Consider the following 17,690-nt stretch of genomic DNA (forward strand, 5'->3'; position numbering starts at 1 on the left):
ATCATTGCGGCCAGCATGTACGGCTTGAAGCCTATGTTGCGTTCGTTGCCATCAAGCGTCGATGAGGACTTGACGTGCCGGCCCGAGTGCACCAAGCTTTCTTGAATCAAACGGCCGTATGAAACCTGGCACTCCTCCAACGCCAACCTCTGTGTGGAGATTCGTGGATGATCTATCAAGGCAATGCCATCACGGTGGCACGCGGTACCGGGAACGGTGGCGCTGACACCGCCATGCTCACCTTCGACCTGAAGGACGAGTCCATCAACAAGTTGTCCAGCGCCGTGGTTGCCGAGCTGGACGAGGCCATACAGGCCATTCGCGCCGAGAACGGGCTGAAGGGATTGGTGATCGGCAGTGGCAAGGAGGTCTTCATCGTTGGGGCCGATATCACCGAATTCCATGGCATCTTCGAAAAGGGCGAAGAGTACCTGGTCGAGATGAATCTCAGGGTGCACGAGATTTTCAACGCTATCGAGGATCTGCCCTTCCCTACGGTGACTGCCATCAACGGGCTGGCGCTGGGTGGCGGTTGCGAAGTGACGCTGGCTACCGACTTCCGTGTGATGGGTGAGAAAGCCAAGATCGGCCTGCCCGAAACCAAGCTCGGCATCCTGCCTGGTTGGGGAGGCTGCGTACGCCTGCCACGCCTGATCGGTTCGGACAACGCCGTGGAGTGGATTGCCGGCGGCAGCGAGAACCGTGCTGATGCTGCCCTCAAGGTAGGTGCGGTGGACGCCGTGGTGCCAAACGAGCAGCTCGAGGCGGCAGCGTTGGACATTCTTGCACGAGCCAACGCCGGTGAACTCGACTACCAGGCGCGTCGAGCCGAGAAGACCGGACCGCTCAAGCTCAACGCCATTGAGCAGATGATGGCCTTCGAGACCGCCAAGGGCTACGTGGCCGGTAAGGCTGGGCCGCACTACCCGGCACCGGTCGAGGCGATCAAGGTGATCCAGAAGGGGGCCGGAGAGGAGCGCGCCCGCGCCCAGGCCATCGAGGCCAAGGCCTTCGCCAAGCTGGCGCTGACCGACGTCTGCTACAACCTGGTGGGGCTGTTCCTCAACGATCAGGTGGTCAAGAAGAAGGCCGGCAAGTACGAGAAGCAGGCCAAGGCGGTCAAGCAGGCGGCGGTATTGGGGGCCGGCATCATGGGGGGCGGCATCGCTTACCAGAGCGCTTCCAAGGGCACGCCGATCCTGATGAAGGATATCAAGGAGGAGGCCATCGAGCTGGGGCTCAAGGAGTCGCGCAAGCTGTTCGCCAAGCAGGTGGAGCGGAATAAGCTCACCACCGAGCAGATGGCCGAGAAGCTGACCCTGATTCGTCCGACGCTCTCCTATGGCGACTTCGGCCATGTCGACTTGGTGGTTGAGGCGGTGGTCGAGAATCCAAAGGTCAAGGATGCGGTGCTGACCGAGGTGGAAGGCCTGGTGAGCGAGGACACGATTCTTACCTCCAACACCTCGACCATCTCGATCACCCGTCTGGCGCAGAATCTCAAGCGCCCCGAGAACTTCTGCGGCATGCACTTCTTCAATCCGGTGCACCGCATGCCGTTGGTCGAGGTCATCCGCGGCGAGAAGACCAGCGACGCCGCCGTGGCGGCTACCGTGGCTTACGCCCGCGCCATGGGCAAGACGCCGATCGTGGTCAACGACTGCCCCGGCTTCCTGGTCAACCGCGTGCTGTTCCCCTATTTCGGCGGCTTCAGCCTGCTGGTCGAGCAGGGCGCCGACTTCGAGCGCGTCGATAAGGTAATGGAAAAGTTCGGCTGGCCCATGGGCCCGGCCTACCTGCTCGACGTGGTGGGCATGGATACCGCCGTGCATGCCAACGAGGTGATGGCAGAAGGCTTCCCCGACCGTATGGCACGCGATGCCAAGACCGCCATCCAGGTGATGGTCGAGAACGAGCGCCTGGGGCAGAAGAACGCCAAGGGCTTCTATGCCTACGAGGAAGACAAGAAGGGCAAGCCGAAGAAAGTCGGCGACGACAAAGCCCATGAGCTGGTCAAGCAGGTCGTCCAGCAGGAGAAGGAGTTCTCCGACGAGGACATCATCGTCCGCATGATGGTGCCGCTGTGCCTGGAGACCGTGCGCTGCCTGGAAGACGGCATCGTCGAAACCCCGGCCGAAGCCGACATGGCACTGATCTACGGCATCGGCTTCCCGCCGTTCCGTGGTGGCGCGCTGCGCTATATCGACGCCATGGGGGTGGCCGAGTTCGTCAAGCTGGCCGATGGCCTGGCCGAGGAGCTGGGAGCGCTTTATGCCCCCACCGACAAGTTGCGCCAGATGGCCGAAAGCGGCGAGCGCTTCTATTCCGCCCGAACTCAAGACCGGGCCCAGGGCTAATCCACCACGAACAGGAGTAATGATATGAGCTTGAACCCGAGAGACATCGTGGTGGTCGACGGCGTCCGCACCGCCATGGCCAAGGCCAAGAACGGCGCCTTCCGTCACGTGCGTGCCGAGAACCTTTCCGCTGCGGTGATGCAGGCACTGTTCGAGCGCAATGCGGGGCTCGACCCGGCCGAGGTCGACGACGTGATCTGGGGCTGCGTCAACCAGACTCTCGAGCAGTCGATGAACATTGCTCGTAATGCGGCGATCATGACTGGCATCCCGCGTACGGTACCGGCCCAGACGGTCAACCGCCTATGCGGCTCCTCCATGACCGCGCTGCATATCGCTGCGGCCAACATCAAGGCCGGCATGGGCGACTTCTACGTCATCGGTGGCGTCGAGCACATGGAACATGTGCCCATGGCCCATGGTGTCGATGTCAACCCGGCGGCCAGCAAGTACGCTGCCAAGGCGGCGATGATGATGGGCCTGACCGCCGAATTGCTGGGCAAGATGCACGGTGTCACCCGTGAGGATCAGGACAAGTTCGGCGTGCGTTCTCACCAGCGCGCCGCCGCGGCCAGCGACCAGGGCTACTTCGACAACGAGATCGTTGGGGTCGAGGGACACGACGAGCGTGGCTTCCGCAAGCTGGTCAAGCGTGATGAAGTCATCCGCATCGACGCCAGCCTGGAAGAAATGGCCAAGCTCAAGCCGGTATTCGATCCGCGCGGCGGTACCGTCTCGGCCGGTACGTCTTCGGCGCTTTCGGTCGGCGCTTCCGCCATGGCGATCATGAGCTACGAGCGTGCTCAGGCGCTGGGGCTGGAACCGATGGCGCGGGTTCTGTCCACCGGTGTGGCGGGCTGTGATGCTTCTATCATGGGCTACGGCCCGGTGCCGGCCTCGAAGAAGGCGCTCAAGACGGCTGGCCTGTCGTCCGATGACATTCAGACCGTCGAGCTCAACGAAGCCTTCGCCGCCCAGGCGCTCCCGGTGCTCAAGGATCTGGGGTTCCTCGAGGCCATGGACGAGAAGGTCAACCTCAACGGTGGTGCCATTGCGCTGGGTCATCCGCTGGGCTGTTCCGGCTCGCGTATCTGCACCACACTGCTCAACGTGATGCGCCAGCAGGACACTACCCTGGGGCTCGCCACCATGTGTATCGGCATGGGGCAGGGGGTGGCGACCGTCTTTGAGCGGCTCAAGTGACCCTTGTCCCGACCATTCTGTTCTTGCAATGCAGCGGCACCCCTTTAGGGGTGCCGTTTTGCTAGAGGACGCCGGCCTCGAGCCCAACTGCCAGGTAGAGGCCTAGCTCCTCCACCTGCTCGGCGAATTCCTCCCGCCACTCGCCACGCAGGACCAGTGGCTCCTGAACCCAGCGCCAGCGTAGCCCGGTGACGATGCTCTCCACCGCGCGACGCGTGCCGGTGCCGTCGTTCCCGGCGCGCACGTAGAGCGCGCAGGGCATGCCTTGTTTCTCTTCCAGGACGGGGTAGTAGCTGCGGTCGAAGAAATCCTTCAGTGCGCCACTCATGTAGCCCAGGTTTTCTGTGGTGCCGAGCAGAATGGCATCACTGGCACGTATGTCCTCCGGGCCCGCCTGGAGGGGGGCCTTTACCACAACCTCGACTGTCTCGAGGTCAAGGTATTGCGCGCCGCGCGTGGCGGCGTCCCGCAGGCGCTGGGTATTGGGCGAGGGCGCATGGGCCACGATCAGCAGACGTTTCATGTTTGACAGTCTAACGGCTTTTTCCGACGCTGTTTCGGCATCATTCCGCTTTGCCACTACAGGAGAGGGCACGCTCATGGCTTTTGCACTTTCTGACATGCAACTGGAAAGTTCCGCCTTTCAATCACATGGTGCGATTCCCACCCGACATACCGGTGAGGGCGACGATACCTCGCCAGCGCTGAGCTGGCGCGACGCTCCCGAGGGCACCAAGGGGTATGCAGTTATCTGCCACGATCCTGACGCACCTCTCGTTCAGCACGGCAGCTATGGCTTCGTGCATTGGCTGCTCTACAACTTGCCGGGCTCCACCACGACGCTGGTCGAAGGTACCAGCGATGGCACGAGCGGCAAGAACGATTTCGGCAAGCTCGGCTATGGTGGCCCGATGCCGCCGGAAGGGCACGGCGTGCATCATTACTATTTTTGGGTGCTGGCTCTCGACAAGCCGACCGATTTGCCCGAGGGGCTTGGGTTGGAGGAGCTGCTCAAACAGCTCGAGCCGCACCTGCTCGGCATGAACCGGCTGATCGGCACCTACCAGCGTGGTTGATTGCTAGGCGTAGCTTTCGTCGCAGTCAGGGAGGATTGCCATGTTCGACTGGGTCAATCAGCACGGGGACACCGTCTCCGTGCTGACGGATATCGGTACCCTGATCGTTTGGGTCGTCTACGCCCAGCTTCTCTACTTCAGCTTTCGTCGCCAGCGCCGGCCGCGCCTGCTGATCAACCGGGGCCGTAAAAAGGACATTGATGCCTTGTGCATCATCAGCAACATGAGTGCGGAGCCGGTGTTCCTCCAGCATGTCATCGCCGAGTTGAAGACCTCGCACGGCATCGTGCGGGTCGATGTCACCGACCGTACCGATACCTTCAGCGAGGGTAGTGAGACACAGGGGGGCGAAAGTGCCGGCACCACTGCCGCAGATGCCCCTCCTATCGTTCGCGATGGCTCCCATCAGGGGCCACTCGAGCCGGGAAAGTTCGTACATATCGACAGTTTCGGCGAGCTGACACAGCGGCTGGCGCGCCATGGTGGATTCGAGATGCAGGGCTACCAACCTCGGCAGGGGGTGATCTTTCACTCTCTGAGCATCCGTATCATCTGTATCTATGGCTCAGAGGATCTGCCGATCGGCGCCGAGCGCTGCTTTGAGTTCATCGATCATCAACCTGGCTGCGGCCTGGTACCGGTGACCTGGGATACCAAGCGGCTAGCTTCTTCCTGGCAACGGCGCCGCCTGTGTAAGGAAATCAAGCAGCTCAACAATAAAGACGATCTCTCGCCTCTGTAGATGGCAGGACCTTCTTTGCCCAGGCGATTACGGTTAATTTTCGCTGCGCAATAGGCCGATACAAACTCGCTTTGCACGCAAACGTTTCCAAGTCTAGGTTGAGTGATTACCAATAGGAAGATTGGCGTTTCGCTTGGATTCATGGAGGAGCATGCGATGAAAAAGGACGTACAGGATCTGTTTCCCACGCGCTTGGAGCGCAAGCTGGGGATGTTCGAGCGTATCGATCCCGTCGTCTTCAGCGAGGGAAGGCAGCGCAGCGATGGACCGCTGAGCGAGGAGCAAGTACGCGAGTACGAGGAGAAAGGCTTTCTTTCGTTCGAAGGCTTCTTTGAACGTGAGGAAATGGAGGCTTTTATCCACGAACTTCGTGAGTATGAACATGATGATGATCTCAAGCTCTCCGAAGGAACCATTCTGGAGCCTGGGCGGGAGGAGATTCGCTCTATCTTCGGTATTCACGAGATATCGGAGCGCTTCAGCCGTCTGACCCGCGATCCCCGGCTGTTGGCCATGGTCGAGCAGTTGCTGGGCAAGGGCGTATACATTCATCAGTCACGCATCAATTACAAGCCTGGCTTCAAGGGCAAGGGCTTCGATTGGCATTCCGATTTCGAGACTTGGCACAGCGAGGACGGCATGCCACGCATGCGCTCCCTGAGTTGCTCCATCGTGTTGACCGACAACGGTGAGTTCAATGGTCCGCTGATGCTGATTCCGGGCTCGCACAAGTATTTCGTGCCTTGCGTGGGACGCACGCCGACGGACAACTACAAGGAGTCACTCAAGCGCCAGGACGTGGGCGTGCCTGACAATGCTAGCTTGCGCGAACTAATGCTCAAGGGGGATATCGAGGCGCCCAAGGGGCCGGCCGGCACCTTGGTGATGTTCGAGTGCAACACCATGCACGGCTCGAACATCAACATGTCATGCTGGCCGCGCAGTAATCTTTTCTTCGTCTATAACAGCATAGACAACGGCTTGATGAACCCTTTCTGCGGTAACCGGCCGCGTCCGGAATTTCTGGCCAATCGTACGGACTGGAGTGCACTCGAGCCCATCGGTTGAGCAGCTGTCAGGGACGGCAGAAGTGCCGTCCCGCTGGGCTGGCGCATGGGCAGGAGATACTGCGTGTCAGCGATGTGCCCTCACCCGTAAGCGAACATAATCGGCCGTCCAGTTGCCATGGCTGTCGCGCAGGCTCGGTGTCAACAGTGACTCTGTGTCGTCCAGTATCGCCTCGCGGAGTTTTTCGTCCAGGCCATGCAGAAAAGGATTGGCAAAGGTGGCGAGCCAACCGGAGATACCGGTAGGCAGGCGGGTCGGGCGCGGCATCAGCTCGATGGACTCGACCTTGAATCCTGCCGCTTCCAGAGATTCACGGTACTCTTCTGGTGTGGGAAAGAACCATGGGAAGCGAGCCTTGCCGCTGATGCCTCGCGCCTGGAGTGCTGCCAGCATGGCGGTACAAATCGCTGCGACGTTGCCATGACCGCCGAATTCGGCCACAAAGCGCCCACCCGGCTTGAGGGCACGATGGATGCTTGCCACCACGGCCTCGTGATTCAGCATCCAGTGCAGGGCGGCATTGCTGAATACGGCATCGAATTCATGTTCGAAGGGCAGGTTATGGGCATCCAGGACGCGAGCGTCGAGTCCCCGTTTCCGGGCGGCCTCGACCATATCGTTAGCGGCATCCACGCCAACGACGGTGGCCCCGGACTTCGCCAGCACCTCGGTCAGGGAGCCGTCGCCGCAGCCCAGGTCGAGTATGCGTTCGCCGCGGCGAGGGGCGAGCATTCTCGCTATCGTGTCGCCCAGTTCGGCGACGAAATCGGCGTGGTGCATATAGGCCTCGGCGTTCCAGCGCTGGCCCGGGGCATTATGAGGAAGTTCGCTCATCATGAGGCTCCATAGGGGCAGAGAGGCACTTTCCGGTGCGATATGCCTCCATGAATTAAGCATACTCCAATATGTCGCGACGGTCTCTCGGGGGCATCCTATGTTGCTTGCGGTAACTCCCCTCGTGCCGTCAATTCCTGGGGTAGCAGGGCGGCATGGATGATGCCATGCACCGGGGTGGCGACGCCCACCGCCTGTCCCAGGCGCACTACGGCGCCATTCTGCGACTCCAGCTCGGAGGGTTCGCCAGCCATGATGTTGCGCTGCATGGAAGAGGTGCTCTCCGCTGGCATGGCATCGATGAACTGCATGGCACGGGCGACGGCATCGGCAGGAAAGGCAACGCCATGGGCTCGGGCGACCTGGTCGATCTCCTCGAGCATGGCCTGGATCAGAGCCCGGGTTTCGGGAAGTTGGCGCGTAACGCCGATCGGGGCGCGAGTGATGCTGCCTATGCCGCTCATGGCGCAGATGAACAGGAACTTGCTCCACTGGGCGACGCGAATGTCGTCGGGAATTTCGGCACTGACGCCGTGTACCTTGTCGAATACGGCCTTGAGTCGTGCCGTACGCGCACTGCTGTGATTGTCGCGCTCACCGAAGCGTATGAATGGATCCACGCCAGCATGCCGAATGTGCCCCGGTGCTTCCCGCCAGGCCAGGATCCCGCAGAGTCCGTCGAGCACCGGAGCCTCTCCCAGTACTTCGGCCAGGGTGTCGGCGGCTTCCACGCCGTTCTCCAGCGGCAGGACCAGAGTATCGGGTCCAACCAGAGGACGAATCGTTTCGGCCGCCTCACGAACCTGCCATGCCTTGACCGCCACGATGACACAACCCACCTCGCCCAGCGTGGCGGGATCATCCGTGGCCTTGACTTGCGCCAAGTCGACGTCTCCCTTGATGCTGCTCACACGCAGTCCTTGACGTTGCATGGCGGCAAGATGCTCGCCGCGGGCGATAAACGCCACATCCTCGCCGGCTTCGGCCAGGCGCGCGCCGAAGTAGCCGCCGACACCGCCGCTACCCATGATGGCAAATTTCATAGCGTCTCCCGTCTTAAACCGCCTCTTTCCTCGGAGCATAGTGGCAAGTCGCCAACTGTACCGTTCTCTTGCCGACATGCTGGTGGCTCCCTGCCTGGCCTACCTGCGCCAGGACATGGCCTTCAACCCGGGGGAGCGAAGTGTGTCGCACCTGGCGATATTTGTTCATACCATGAGAACCCTGTGGCGGCCATCCGTGGCGCCATGCAATGCACTAGCGAGAGGAGTGGTGCCCAGGTGATGCCGAGAAACCCGCGATTCATCCCTATTCTGCTTACCCTATTGCTGGCGGCCGGTTGTGCCGGTCGTGAGGCTCCGCAGGCCGAGCTTGCCGCTGACCCCGAACCGGCGGTGCCGGACGAGCCGGCTGCGAGGCCGGTGCCTACTACCCAGCATGATCGCTTCTGGGTGCCTCCGCTCTACGCCTCGCAAGAGGACGAGGTCCATTACTACATCAGCCGTTTGGCCGACAGGCGCTTCATCGACGTGCAGGGCGGCAGCGAGCACCCGAGGGTCTGGTACATTGCGGCGGAACGGCTTGGGCAGATTGGCGAGCCGGCCGTGCCGATGCTATTCGCGCTTATCGATACGCAAGATCAGTACGAGCTGATGCTGGTACTTTATTCCCTGCAGCTGGCGACCCAGGATCCGCAACTGATGGCCCAGACAGGCGGCGATTACGTGCGCCTCACCGAAACGCTCGAGCAGAGTGCCAATGCGGAGAATCGCGCCATCGCCCTGGAGTGGTGGGAGCGGCATGGCTGGCGTTGGCAATAGGCAGCGAGATGTGGCAGCAGGCAAGCCGCTCGGGCATCTGCTATGGTCACGGCGAGACCCGCAAAGGACATGACGAGGAGGCGCACCACATGGATCGCTACATGCGAGCCGCAATCGAGGAGGCCCGCATGGGCCTTGCCGAGGACGGGATTCCCATCGGTTCGGTGTTGGTGCACCGTGGAGAAATCATCGGACGCGGCCATAACCGGCGTGTCCAGTCCGGCAGCGCCGTGCTGCATGGCGAGATGGATGCGCTCGAGCAGGCTGGCCGCCAGCCAGCTTCGGTCTATCGCGATTGCACCCTGTACACTACGCTGTCTCCCTGTCCCATGTGCAGCGGCGCCATACTGTTGTACGGCATTCCTCGGGTCGTCGTCGGTGAGAACCAGACCTTTCTGGGCGAAGAGGAGCTGTTGCGTTCCCGTGGCATCGAGGTCGAGGTCCTGCAGCTCGATGAGTGCATCGGCATGATGACCCACTTCATCGAGACCTTTCCGGAACTGTGGAACGAGGACATTGGCGAATAGGGAATGATGTCATGAAACTGTCACACAGGAGGGGTACCGTTCGCCGGCAGTAACGCAAGTGTCATGTATTCGTCACATTCCAGGCACGGAGCAAACGGCCTTCTCATGTCGAAATCCCCCCTTTCCTCCAATGCAACGCAGCGTGCGGCACTGGCCCGCGAGTCGGGACGTGAAGTGCCGGCCTGGATGCGCGGCGTCTATGCCGGCATCTGCCTGTACCTCTTCCTGGCGGCGCTCAACGTACTGGGCTCGGGCCTGGGCACCTTCGGCCAGGCCAGCGACTTCCTGACCCAGCTTTTCGCCTACGGCGAGAATCCCTTCGTTGCGCTGTTGGCAGGGGTGCTGGTGACCATGATCGTGCAGAGTTCTTCGTTCACCTCGGCACTGATCGTGACCCTGGTGGCCAGCGGGGAGATGACGTTGGGCACGGCCGTATTCGCCATCATGGGCGCCAACATCGGTACGGCGGTCACCGGAGTGATCGTGGCGCTGGCCAACGTGCGCATTCGGCGCAACTTCAGGCGCTCCTTCACTGCCGCACTGATGCACGACTTCTTCAATATTCTCACCGTGCTGGTGGTGTTTCCGCTGGAGCTCGTCAGCGGCCTGTTCCATGAAACGGGGCGCGGCATGTTCTCGCGTCTGGCGGGCTGGTTGACCGACTTGATCGGACTCGAGGAAGTGGCACGTCCCAACAGCCCCATCAAGCTCATCACCCAGCCGGTCGTCGATCTCTTCAATGGTATTGGTGCCTGGCTGATGCCGACTCTGGCCGGGCAAGGACTGCTGGTTGCTGGGCTGGGCCTGTTGCTGATGTTCATTGCGTTGATCTTCATGGTACAGAACCTGCGCGGTGCCCTGTTGCGACACATGGACGGCCTGTTTCGAACCTATTTCTTCCGTAGCGACCTACGAGCCTATAGCGTGGGGCTGGTCTCCACCGTGCTGGTGCAGTCGAGCACCATCACCAGCAGCCTGATGGTGCCCCTGGCCGGCGCCGGCGTGGTCCGCCTGCGGCGCGTACTGCCGTTCATGATGGGGGCGAACCTGGGCACTACGGTGACCAGCCTGCTGGCTGCGACCGCCAATCCGGTGGCTGCCGCCATGACCGTGGCGTTGTTCCACGTCACGTTCAACCTGACCGGCACCGCCATCTGGTGGCCGCTGCGCTATATTCCGCTCAAGGTGGCGACCTGGTACGGCAAGCTGGCGGCGCGCCAGACCCGTTATGCTTTCATCTTCCTGATCGGCGTGTTCCTGGTGGTACCCCTGTTGGGAATCGGTGCCGTCGAACTTTTCACCAGCCTGCGCTGAGCGCGGTATTTCAGGAGTTGCCTCAATGTTTCGTCAGCTATACAGCGCCCTGACTTCAGAGAACACCATCAATCAGGCCTTCGAGGATCTCACCCAGATGCTGCAGCACGGGGCCTGGATGTTCGATCGGGCCAACGAGGTCCTGCACAGCACGGCTCCCGCCGATGAGGTGCGCCAGCCGCTCTATGATCGCGATCGCAGCATCAACGAGCTCGAGCGTTCGATCCGGCGCAAGGTGCTGCGCCACCTGACCGTCAACCCGGGCCACGACGTGGCGATCTGCCTGGCGTTGATGAGCGTGGCCAAGGATGCCGAGCGCATTGGCGACTACTGCAAGAACGTCTTCGAGGTGGGGCATTTCTATCGCGAAGGGTTCCACGTCACCAAGTATCAGGAGCCGCTGGACAGTATTGCCGCCCAGGTAGGTGAAATGTTTGGCCTTGTCACCAAGGCGGCCCGGGATTCCGATGAGGCACGGGCGCGCGAGGCCTTGGCCAAGGCCGGCGAAGTGCGTCCGCACTGCGATCGCCTGATCGAAGAACTGTTTCGCGACGAGGACAAGGTCGAGTTTCACGAGGCCGTGGCCTACTCGTTGCTGGCCCGGCACTACAAGCGTGTGGCGGCGCACTTGGCCAATATCACCACGGCGGTGCTTGGGCGCCTCGAAGATCTCGACTTCTACTCCGATGAGGACGAGGCCTGAGTCGGGAGACAGGCTGGCAGGGAGTCGCGTAGCGAACGTGGCAGAATATCGAGGTCGTCGAAGGTACCCACGCCTTCGCCGACCGTGTTGTCTGCACGCATCATGATGACCTGATCGCGGGTCAGCGGCGGACCGGGAAGCGGTGAGGCCAGCAGAGCCGCAAGATGCCAGAGTGGGAAGGGTATTGGCAGTAGGGGGCGCTCATGCCCAAGATGAACCATGACCGACTCCACGACTTCCCGGTAGCTCAGGATATCCAGTCCGCCTAGCTCGAATAACCGGCGCTCGGTCGAGGGCTCGCCCATCAGCCGCACCACGGCCCTTGCCACGTCCCCGACATGCACCGGCTGCAGTCGGGTTTCCCCGCGACCGAAAAGCGGGACGAGGGGCAGCCGAGTCAGGTCCGCCAAGCGGTTCAGGAAGGCGTCCTGGGGGCCGAACATCACGCTCGGGCGCAGAATGACCGCCTTCGGGTAGACATCGATCACGGCGGACTCTCCATGCCCCCTCGCGCTCACGTAGCGCGAGCGCGAGCGCGAGCGCGAGGCGCGGTCGGCGCCTATGCCGGAGAGCTGCACCAAGGTGCTGACCCCGTGTGCCAGGGCCAGGCGGGCCAGGCGAGCGGCACCTTCCACATGAACCTGCTCGAAGCTTACTCCACGCCTTTCGACGTAAAGACTGACGGCATTGACCGCGCCGTAGGCTCCTTCGAGTGCCCCGCTCACATCGGCTTCGCTGCGGATATCGACGCTCATGGGCTCCAGTGGGTCCCCGGGTTCCGCCCATTCGGGCAGTGTTGGCCGACGCGCTGCGATGCGCACTGCATGGCCGGCATCGAACAGCTCTTGCACGACATGACGCCCGAGAAAGCCGGTACCGCCGAATACAGTAATGGGAGCCTTCAGCATTTCGTTTCCACCCCTTCGCTTGCGCCAGGACCCGCCTTGCCCATCTGCTGTCATGTCAGACGATGGGCAGTGGCAGCGGACCGTTCTCCTTGACCGTTCTGATCGCGAAGCTGCTATCGACGGTACTGATCGTCTTCAGTTGACGGAAATACCGCAGCCATCGTTCGAAAGCCTGGATATCTGCGGTTATGACCTGCAACAAGTAATCGAAGTGGCCGGAAACGCTGTGGCATTGAACCACTTCCGGCATATGGCTCACGCTCTGCTCGAATTCTTCCACTTGCGCTTGCAGATGTTGATTGAGCCGAACCTGCACGAAGATCGTGACCATCAGGCCGAGGCGGGCCTTGTCCAGCTCGGCTCGGTAACGCGTGATCAATCCTGCTTGCTCGAGCCGGCGAATGCGGCGAGCGCAAGGGGAGGGGGAGAGATTCACGAGTTCCGCCAGCTCGGCGGTGGTCAGACGGGCGTCCTGCTGGAGAGCTTCTAGCAGCATGCGATCGATGCGGTCGAGTTTGAGATTGCGCATGGGGTGCCTCGTCAATGTGGCGTTCAGTGGTTCCTTGGCCGGTACGGCTAACCATCATGACAAGTCTGGCGAATACGGCTCGTACTCGCCAGTTCGCAAGCTACGCGGTTGCAATATCCGGATCCGCATCGACGACTTCGGGACCGGCTTTCCTCCTTCGAGTACCTGCGCCACCTACCCATCCCCGGGCTCAAGATATACCGAGCCTGTCGTCTTCTCCCTGCTGTCATCCGCATGCCGCTGAGCGATGACGATCCGATAGAGTTCTCGAATGAGAACGATTGTATTTATTGATGCGAACGGCGCCGAACGTGCGGTCATCTTTAGGTTTTGAGGCTTCTTTCGCCTTGTGCAGGCTTCACATCGAACCCATACAGGACTAAAATGGTCCCAAATGGAGTGATGGCAATATTCGCATCGCGATACCCAGGAGTCAGGCATGCTGAAGCTTTCCCGGCTGACCGACTATGCCGCTGTGATTCTGGCGCAGATCGCCCGGCATCCCGAGCAGCCCCATGCGGCGGCAGAGCTGGCCGAGACCGTGCAGTTGCCGCACCCCACGGTAAGCAAGACCTTGAAGATGCTGGTCAAGGCGGGGCTGCTGGAGTCGCGTCGCGGTGCCCAGGGCGGCTACTCGCTGGCGCGGCCGGCGTCGCGGATCACCGCCATCGACATCATTACCGCCATCGAAGGGCCGGTAGCGATGACCGAATGCAGTCATGCCGAAGGTGACTGCGACCTGCTCGCGACCTGCGGCGTTTCCGACAACTGGCAGCGCGTATCACTGGCGGTACGCACCCTGCTCGACAGCGTGACCCTGGCCCACCTGGCCGATACCGCGCCGATCAAGCTACCGGTTCAGTTACCCATACAGAGCGTGAGTCTGGCCGCCGACACGGCCTGAACCATCGAACAGAATTCATTACCCGAGGCGAGCTTGCTCGCCGGCCCAACCGCCCGGGAGGGGAGAGAACATGGCAAGTCAGGAAATGGAACAGCTGGTCCGCCGCGAATACAAAGAAGGCTTCGTGACGGACATCGAGAGCGAGACGGTACCGCCGGGGCTCGACGAGAGCGTCATTGCGTTCATTTCCAACAAGAAGGGCGAGCCCGAGTGGATGCTCGAGTGGCGTCTCAAGGCCTACCATCAGTGGCTCAAGATGAAGGAGCCCTCCTGGGCGCATCTGGACTATCCGCCCATCGACTACCAGGCGATCTCCTACTACAGCGCGCCTAAGCGTCCCGAGGACCGCCCGCAGAGCCTCGACGAGGTCGATCCCAAGCTGCTCGAGACCTATGAGAAGCTGGGTATCCCGCTGCATGAGCGTGCCGCCCTGGCTGGTGTGGCGGTGGACGCAGTGTTCGACTCCGTATCGGTGACCACCACTTTCAAGGAGAAGCTGCACGAGGCGGGAGTGATCTTCTGCTCGATCTCCGAGGCGATCCGCGACTACCCGGAGCTGATCAAGCAGTACCTGGGCACGGTGGTACCGGTGGCAGACAACTACTTCGCCGCGCTCAACTCGGCGGTGTTCACCGACGGTTCCTTCGTCTTCGTGCCCAAGGGCGTGACCTGTCCGATGGAGCTTTCCACCTATTTCCGCATCAATGCGGCCAACACCGGCCAGTTCGAGCGCACCCTGATCATCTGCGAGGAGGGTGCCCAGGTCTCCTACCTGGAGGGCTGCACCGCGCCGATGCGAGACGAGAATCAGCTTCACGCAGCAGTGGTCGAGCTGGTGGCGCTGGATGACGCCTACATCAAGTACTCCACGGTGCAGAACTGGTATCCCGGCGACGAGGATGGCAAGGGCGGCATCTACAACTTCGTCACCAAGCGCGGCGATTGTCGCGGCGATCGCTCGCGCATCAGCTGGACCCAGGTCGAGACTGGTTCCGCCATCACCTGGAAGTACCCCTCCTGCGTGCTGCGCGGCAAGGATAGTATCGGCGAATTCTACTCGGTAGCGGTGACCAATGGCCGTCAGCAGGCCGATACCGGCACCAAGATGATCCACATCGGTGAGGGTACGCGCTCGTACATCGTCTCCAAGGGCATTTCCGCCGGCCGCAGCAATCAGTCATACCGCGGACTGGTCAAGATCGGCCCGCGGGCCAAGGGCGCGCGCAATTTCACCCAATGCGACTCGTTGCTGATTGGCGATAGCTGCGGAGCGCATACCTTTCCGTACCAGGAGATCGGCAACAGCACGGCAACCATCGAGCACGAGGCGACCACCTCGAAGATTGGTGAGGATCAGCTGTTCTACTGCCAGAGTCGCGGTATCTCCGAGGAAGACGCGGTGAGCATGATCGTCAACGGCTTCTGCAAGGATGTGTTCCAGGAGCTGCCGATGGAGTTTGCGGTGGAGGCGGAAGCATTGCTGAACGTGACCCTGGAAGGCGCTGTTGGTTGAGGAAACGGCTGCGCGGTTGAATCAATTTTTCGGGTCGCATCGACGGCTCGACAGAATCGAAAAGGTACTCAAGATGCTCGAAGTCAAGGATCTGCACGTCAAGGTGGAAGGCAAGGATATCCTCAAAGGTCTCAGCCTGACCATCAACGCCGGGGAAGTGCATGCCATCATGGGTCCCAACGGGGCCGGCAAGTCGACCCTCTCGGCAGTGGTCGCAGGCAAGGATGGCTATGAAGTGACCCAGGGGTCGATCACCTTCGAAGGCCGGGACGTGTTGGAAATGGAAGTCGAGGAGCGCGCCCAGGCGGGGCTGCTGCTGGGCTTCCAGTATCCGGTGGAGATCCCCGGCGTGAAGAACATCTATCTGCTCAAGGCAGCGCTCAACGCCCAGCGTGAGGCTCGCGGCGAGGGAGAGGTCCCGGCGCCGGAGTTCATGAAGCTGGTCAAGGAGAAGCTGGCGCAGATGAAGATGGACGCCAGCTTCCTGCAGCGCGCCGTCAACGAGGGCTTTTCCGGCGGCGAGAAGAAGCGCAATGAGATCCTGCAGATGCTGGTGTTGCAGCCCAAGCTTGCCATGCTCGACGAGATCGATTCAGGTCTCGATATCGACGCCATGCGCGTGGTGGCCGATGGCGTCAACTCCCTGCGCGACGAGAAACGCGCCATCCTGCTGGTGACTCACTACCAGCGCCTGCTCGACTACATCGTGCCAGATCGGGTGCACGTACTGGTCGATGGCCGCATCGCCAAGAGCGGCGACGCCGAGCTGGCTCGTGAACTGGAAACCCGCGGCTACGATTGGGTCGTGGAGGAGTCCGCTGCATGAGCGATGTCGAACAGCAAGCAAGAGAGGTGAAGGCCTTTCTCGACTGCCTCGCGGAGCGCAATGCCAACCGCGGGCAGGAGCCGACCTGGATCGCCGCGCGGCGCCAGGCAGGTGCCGCTCGCTTCGAGGCGCTCGGCTTCCCCACGCGGCGCGACGAGGCGTGGAAGTACACCGATGTGCGCGCCATCGCCCGCGGCGACTTCGTGCTGACCGATAACGCCGAGTTCTCGCCGGCCTCGGCCGCGGCGCTGACGTTGCCCATCGAGGCGTATCGGCTGACCTTCGTCGACGGCATTTTCTCGCCGGCGCTTTCCGATCTGGGCGATTTGCCCGGCGGTGTGGCGGTGTTGCCGCTGTCCCAGGCGTTGGCCGAGAATCACGAGGCCGTTGGCGGTCCGCTGGGCCGGTTGACCGGCGTCGAGTTCTCACCATTCTCGGCGCTCAATACCGCCTTCATGGAGGAGGGCGCCGTGGTGCGCCTGGCGCCGGGCAGTGTGGTGGAGAAGCCGATCCTGCTGCAGTTCCTGTCACGGGCCAACGCCGAGCCGGTGATGAGCCACCCGCGCATCCTGGTCGAGGCCGGCTCCCGCAGCCAGGCCACGCTGGTCGAGCATCACGTCGGCGAGAGCGAGGCGGCCAATTTCACCAACCTGGTGGCCGAGCTGATGCTCGACCGCGGAGCGATCCTGACCCACTACAAGCTGCAAGAGGCCCCGCTTGGTGACCTGCATGTGGCCAGCATTCACGTCGAGCAGAACCGCGATAGCCGCTACACCTCATTCAACCTGAACCTGGGCGGCGGGCTGGTGCGCAACGACCTGATCGGCGAGCTCAACGGCGAAGGGGCGGAGGCCAACTTCTACGGGTTGTTCTACGGCCAGGGGCGTCAGCACATCGACAACCATACCCTGGCCAACCACAACGCCCCGCGCACCTTCTCCAACGAGAACTACAAGGGCATCCTCGATGACCGTGCCCGTGGCGTGTTCAACGGCAAGGTGGTGGTCAAGCGCGACAGTCAGAAGATCGAGGGCTTCCAGAGCAATGCCAACCTGCTGCTCTCCGATCGCGCCGAGATCGACGCCAAGCCTGAGCTGGAAATCTACGCCGATGACGTCAAGTGCTCCCACGGCACCACCACCGGCCAGCTCGACGAAGAGGCGGTCTATGCCCTGCGTACTCGCGGCATCGACGAGCAAACCGCGCGTGGCCTGCTGACCCTGGCCTTCGCTGGCGAGGTGTTGGAACTGGTCGACCTGGACGCTATCTCCGAACGGGTGGAGCTGGCAGTGGCCGGCAAGCTGCCGGAACGTTTCAACCTGGCCGGGCTGGTGGAAGCCGCCGTGGCCCTGCACGACGAGTGATT

At 61.8% G+C, this 17,690-nt stretch carries 18 protein-coding genes; 13 read left to right on the top strand and 5 right to left on the bottom strand.

The window, feature by feature from the left end; all coding sequences use genetic code 11:
• The first annotated feature begins 167 nt into the window (after positions 1 to 167).
• Both fadB and fadA read left to right on the top strand, forming a co-directional pair.
• Positions 168 to 2,357, top strand: coding sequence for a fatty acid oxidation complex subunit alpha FadB (fadB, locus tag HOP51_RS05515; RefSeq protein ID WP_234272962.1), 2,190 nt, complete (start codon positions 168 to 170; stop codon positions 2,355 to 2,357).
• Between the two features lie 24 nt (positions 2,358 to 2,381).
• Positions 2,382 to 3,560, top strand: coding sequence for an acetyl-CoA C-acyltransferase FadA (fadA, locus tag HOP51_RS05520; protein WP_234272963.1), 1,179 nt, complete (start codon positions 2,382 to 2,384; stop codon positions 3,558 to 3,560).
• Between the two features lie 61 nt (positions 3,561 to 3,621).
• Here fadA and HOP51_RS05525 read toward each other — a convergent pair whose 3' ends face one another.
• Positions 3,622 to 4,083: a flavodoxin family protein gene (locus tag HOP51_RS05525; RefSeq protein WP_234272964.1), complete on the bottom strand. Its 462-nt coding sequence runs from the start codon at positions 4,081 to 4,083 to the stop codon at positions 3,622 to 3,624.
• 76 nt (positions 4,084 to 4,159) lie between these two features.
• Between HOP51_RS05525 and HOP51_RS05530 the strand changes: the two genes are divergently transcribed.
• The 3 genes from HOP51_RS05530 to thpD all read left to right on the top strand — a co-directional run bounded on the left by HOP51_RS05530 (position 4,160) and on the right by thpD (position 6,446).
• A complete protein-coding gene (locus HOP51_RS05530; protein WP_234272965.1) occupies positions 4,160 to 4,636 on the top strand; it encodes a YbhB/YbcL family Raf kinase inhibitor-like protein in 477 nt (158 codons plus the stop codon).
• A gap of 40 nt (positions 4,637 to 4,676) precedes the next feature.
• Entirely contained in the window at positions 4,677 to 5,378 is a 702-nt protein-coding gene (locus tag HOP51_RS05535) for a hypothetical protein (RefSeq protein ID WP_234272966.1), read from the top strand.
• A 156-nt stretch (positions 5,379 to 5,534) separates the two neighbouring features.
• A complete protein-coding gene (thpD, locus tag HOP51_RS05540) occupies positions 5,535 to 6,446 on the top strand; it encodes an ectoine hydroxylase (protein WP_234272967.1) in 912 nt (303 codons plus the stop codon).
• 66 nt (positions 6,447 to 6,512) lie between these two features.
• Here thpD and HOP51_RS05545 read toward each other — a convergent pair whose 3' ends face one another.
• Both HOP51_RS05545 and HOP51_RS05550 read right to left on the bottom strand, forming a co-directional pair.
• The gene (locus HOP51_RS05545) at positions 6,513 to 7,280 is read right to left on the bottom strand and encodes a class I SAM-dependent methyltransferase (RefSeq protein ID WP_234272968.1); all 768 of its coding nucleotides are present in this window, start codon (positions 7,278 to 7,280) and stop codon (positions 6,513 to 6,515) included.
• A gap of 98 nt (positions 7,281 to 7,378) precedes the next feature.
• Complete coding sequence (locus HOP51_RS05550; protein WP_234272969.1) at positions 7,379 to 8,323, bottom strand: 2-dehydropantoate 2-reductase; 945 nt, start codon at positions 8,321 to 8,323, stop codon at positions 7,379 to 7,381.
• Between the two features lie 240 nt (positions 8,324 to 8,563).
• On the opposite strand from HOP51_RS05550, the gene HOP51_RS05555 reads away from it, so the two are divergent.
• The 4 genes from HOP51_RS05555 (at position 8,564) to HOP51_RS05570 (ending at position 11,644) form a co-directional block, all read left to right on the top strand.
• On the top strand, positions 8,564 to 9,100 hold the full coding sequence (locus HOP51_RS05555; RefSeq protein ID WP_234272970.1) for a hypothetical protein: 537 nt from the start codon (positions 8,564 to 8,566) through the stop codon (positions 9,098 to 9,100).
• Between the two features lie 89 nt (positions 9,101 to 9,189).
• On the top strand, positions 9,190 to 9,627 hold the full coding sequence (locus tag HOP51_RS05560) for a nucleoside deaminase (protein ID WP_234272971.1): 438 nt from the start codon (positions 9,190 to 9,192) through the stop codon (positions 9,625 to 9,627).
• Between the two features lie 105 nt (positions 9,628 to 9,732).
• Positions 9,733 to 10,941 (top strand): Na/Pi cotransporter family protein, encoded by a 1,209-nt coding sequence (locus HOP51_RS05565; RefSeq protein ID WP_234272972.1) that lies wholly within the window; start codon positions 9,733 to 9,735, stop codon positions 10,939 to 10,941.
• 25 nt (positions 10,942 to 10,966) lie between these two features.
• Positions 10,967 to 11,644, top strand: coding sequence for a phosphate signaling complex PhoU family protein (locus tag HOP51_RS05570; RefSeq protein WP_234272973.1), 678 nt, complete (start codon positions 10,967 to 10,969; stop codon positions 11,642 to 11,644).
• On the opposite strand, the gene HOP51_RS05575 is transcribed toward HOP51_RS05570, so the two are convergent.
• Positions 11,620 to 12,552, bottom strand: coding sequence for a complex I NDUFA9 subunit family protein (locus HOP51_RS05575; protein WP_234272974.1), 933 nt, complete (start codon positions 12,550 to 12,552; stop codon positions 11,620 to 11,622). The two genes, HOP51_RS05570 and HOP51_RS05575, sit on opposite strands and share 25 nt — an antisense overlap.
• Before the next feature lie 55 nt (positions 12,553 to 12,607).
• Positions 12,608 to 13,081, bottom strand: coding sequence for an Lrp/AsnC family transcriptional regulator (locus tag HOP51_RS05580; protein WP_234272975.1), 474 nt, complete (start codon positions 13,079 to 13,081; stop codon positions 12,608 to 12,610).
• Between the two features lie 439 nt (positions 13,082 to 13,520).
• Here HOP51_RS05580 and HOP51_RS05585 point away from each other — a divergent pair, with 439 nt between their 5' ends.
• The 4 genes from HOP51_RS05585 to sufD all read left to right on the top strand — a co-directional run bounded on the left by HOP51_RS05585 (position 13,521) and on the right by sufD (position 17,688).
• Positions 13,521 to 13,985 carry an SUF system Fe-S cluster assembly regulator gene (locus HOP51_RS05585; protein WP_111414695.1) on the top strand — a complete coding sequence of 155 codons (465 nt, stop codon included), beginning with the start codon at positions 13,521 to 13,523 and terminating at the stop codon, positions 13,983 to 13,985.
• A 70-nt stretch (positions 13,986 to 14,055) separates the two neighbouring features.
• Positions 14,056 to 15,498, top strand: a complete 1,443-nt coding sequence (gene sufB, locus HOP51_RS05590) for a Fe-S cluster assembly protein SufB (RefSeq protein ID WP_234272976.1) — start codon at positions 14,056 to 14,058, stop codon at positions 15,496 to 15,498.
• Positions 15,499 to 15,571: 73 nt separating this feature from the next.
• Positions 15,572 to 16,324, top strand: coding sequence for a Fe-S cluster assembly ATPase SufC (sufC, locus tag HOP51_RS05595; protein WP_234272977.1), 753 nt, complete (start codon positions 15,572 to 15,574; stop codon positions 16,322 to 16,324).
• Positions 16,321 to 17,688 carry a Fe-S cluster assembly protein SufD gene (sufD, locus tag HOP51_RS05600; RefSeq protein WP_234272978.1) on the top strand — a complete coding sequence of 456 codons (1,368 nt, stop codon included), beginning with the start codon at positions 16,321 to 16,323 and terminating at the stop codon, positions 17,686 to 17,688. The genes sufC and sufD overlap by 4 nt, the downstream gene beginning before the upstream one ends.
• Positions 17,689 to 17,690 lie beyond the last annotated feature (2 nt).

The organism is Billgrantia zhangzhouensis, assembly GCF_021404465.1.
Taxonomy (GTDB): Bacteria; Pseudomonadota; Gammaproteobacteria; order Pseudomonadales; family Halomonadaceae; genus Halomonas; species Halomonas zhangzhouensis.

Bases quoted from the DNA above. Each gene is read 5' to 3' on its own strand.
- fadA (WP_234272963.1), top strand. From the start codon at position 2,382: ATGAGCTTGAACCCGAGAGACATCGTGGTGGTCGACGGCGTCCGCACC.
- HOP51_RS05585 (WP_111414695.1), top strand. From the start codon at position 13,521: ATGCTGAAGCTTTCCCGGCTGACCGACTATGCCGCTGTGATTCTGGCG.
- HOP51_RS05530 (WP_234272965.1), top strand. From the start codon at position 4,160: ATGGCTTTTGCACTTTCTGACATGCAACTGGAAAGTTCCGCCTTTCAA.
- fadB (WP_234272962.1), top strand. From the start codon at position 168: ATGATCTATCAAGGCAATGCCATCACGGTGGCACGCGGTACCGGGAAC.
- HOP51_RS05550 (WP_234272969.1), bottom strand. From the start codon at position 8,323: ATGAAATTTGCCATCATGGGTAGCGGCGGTGTCGGCGGCTACTTCGGC.
- HOP51_RS05525 (WP_234272964.1), bottom strand. From the start codon at position 4,083: ATGAAACGTCTGCTGATCGTGGCCCATGCGCCCTCGCCCAATACCCAG.
- HOP51_RS05560 (WP_234272971.1), top strand. From the start codon at position 9,190: ATGGATCGCTACATGCGAGCCGCAATCGAGGAGGCCCGCATGGGCCTT.
- sufC (WP_234272977.1), top strand. From the start codon at position 15,572: ATGCTCGAAGTCAAGGATCTGCACGTCAAGGTGGAAGGCAAGGATATC.
- sufB (WP_234272976.1), top strand. From the start codon at position 14,056: ATGGCAAGTCAGGAAATGGAACAGCTGGTCCGCCGCGAATACAAAGAA.
- HOP51_RS05575 (WP_234272974.1), bottom strand. From the start codon at position 12,552: ATGCTGAAGGCTCCCATTACTGTATTCGGCGGTACCGGCTTTCTCGGG.
- HOP51_RS05580 (WP_234272975.1), bottom strand. From the start codon at position 13,081: ATGCGCAATCTCAAACTCGACCGCATCGATCGCATGCTGCTAGAAGCT.
- HOP51_RS05555 (WP_234272970.1), top strand. From the start codon at position 8,564: ATGCCGAGAAACCCGCGATTCATCCCTATTCTGCTTACCCTATTGCTG.
- HOP51_RS05570 (WP_234272973.1), top strand. From the start codon at position 10,967: ATGTTTCGTCAGCTATACAGCGCCCTGACTTCAGAGAACACCATCAAT.
- HOP51_RS05545 (WP_234272968.1), bottom strand. From the start codon at position 7,280: ATGAGCGAACTTCCTCATAATGCCCCGGGCCAGCGCTGGAACGCCGAG.
- HOP51_RS05535 (WP_234272966.1), top strand. From the start codon at position 4,677: ATGTTCGACTGGGTCAATCAGCACGGGGACACCGTCTCCGTGCTGACG.
- sufD (WP_234272978.1), top strand. From the start codon at position 16,321: ATGAGCGATGTCGAACAGCAAGCAAGAGAGGTGAAGGCCTTTCTCGAC.
- HOP51_RS05565 (WP_234272972.1), top strand. From the start codon at position 9,733: ATGTCGAAATCCCCCCTTTCCTCCAATGCAACGCAGCGTGCGGCACTG.
- thpD (WP_234272967.1), top strand. From the start codon at position 5,535: ATGAAAAAGGACGTACAGGATCTGTTTCCCACGCGCTTGGAGCGCAAG.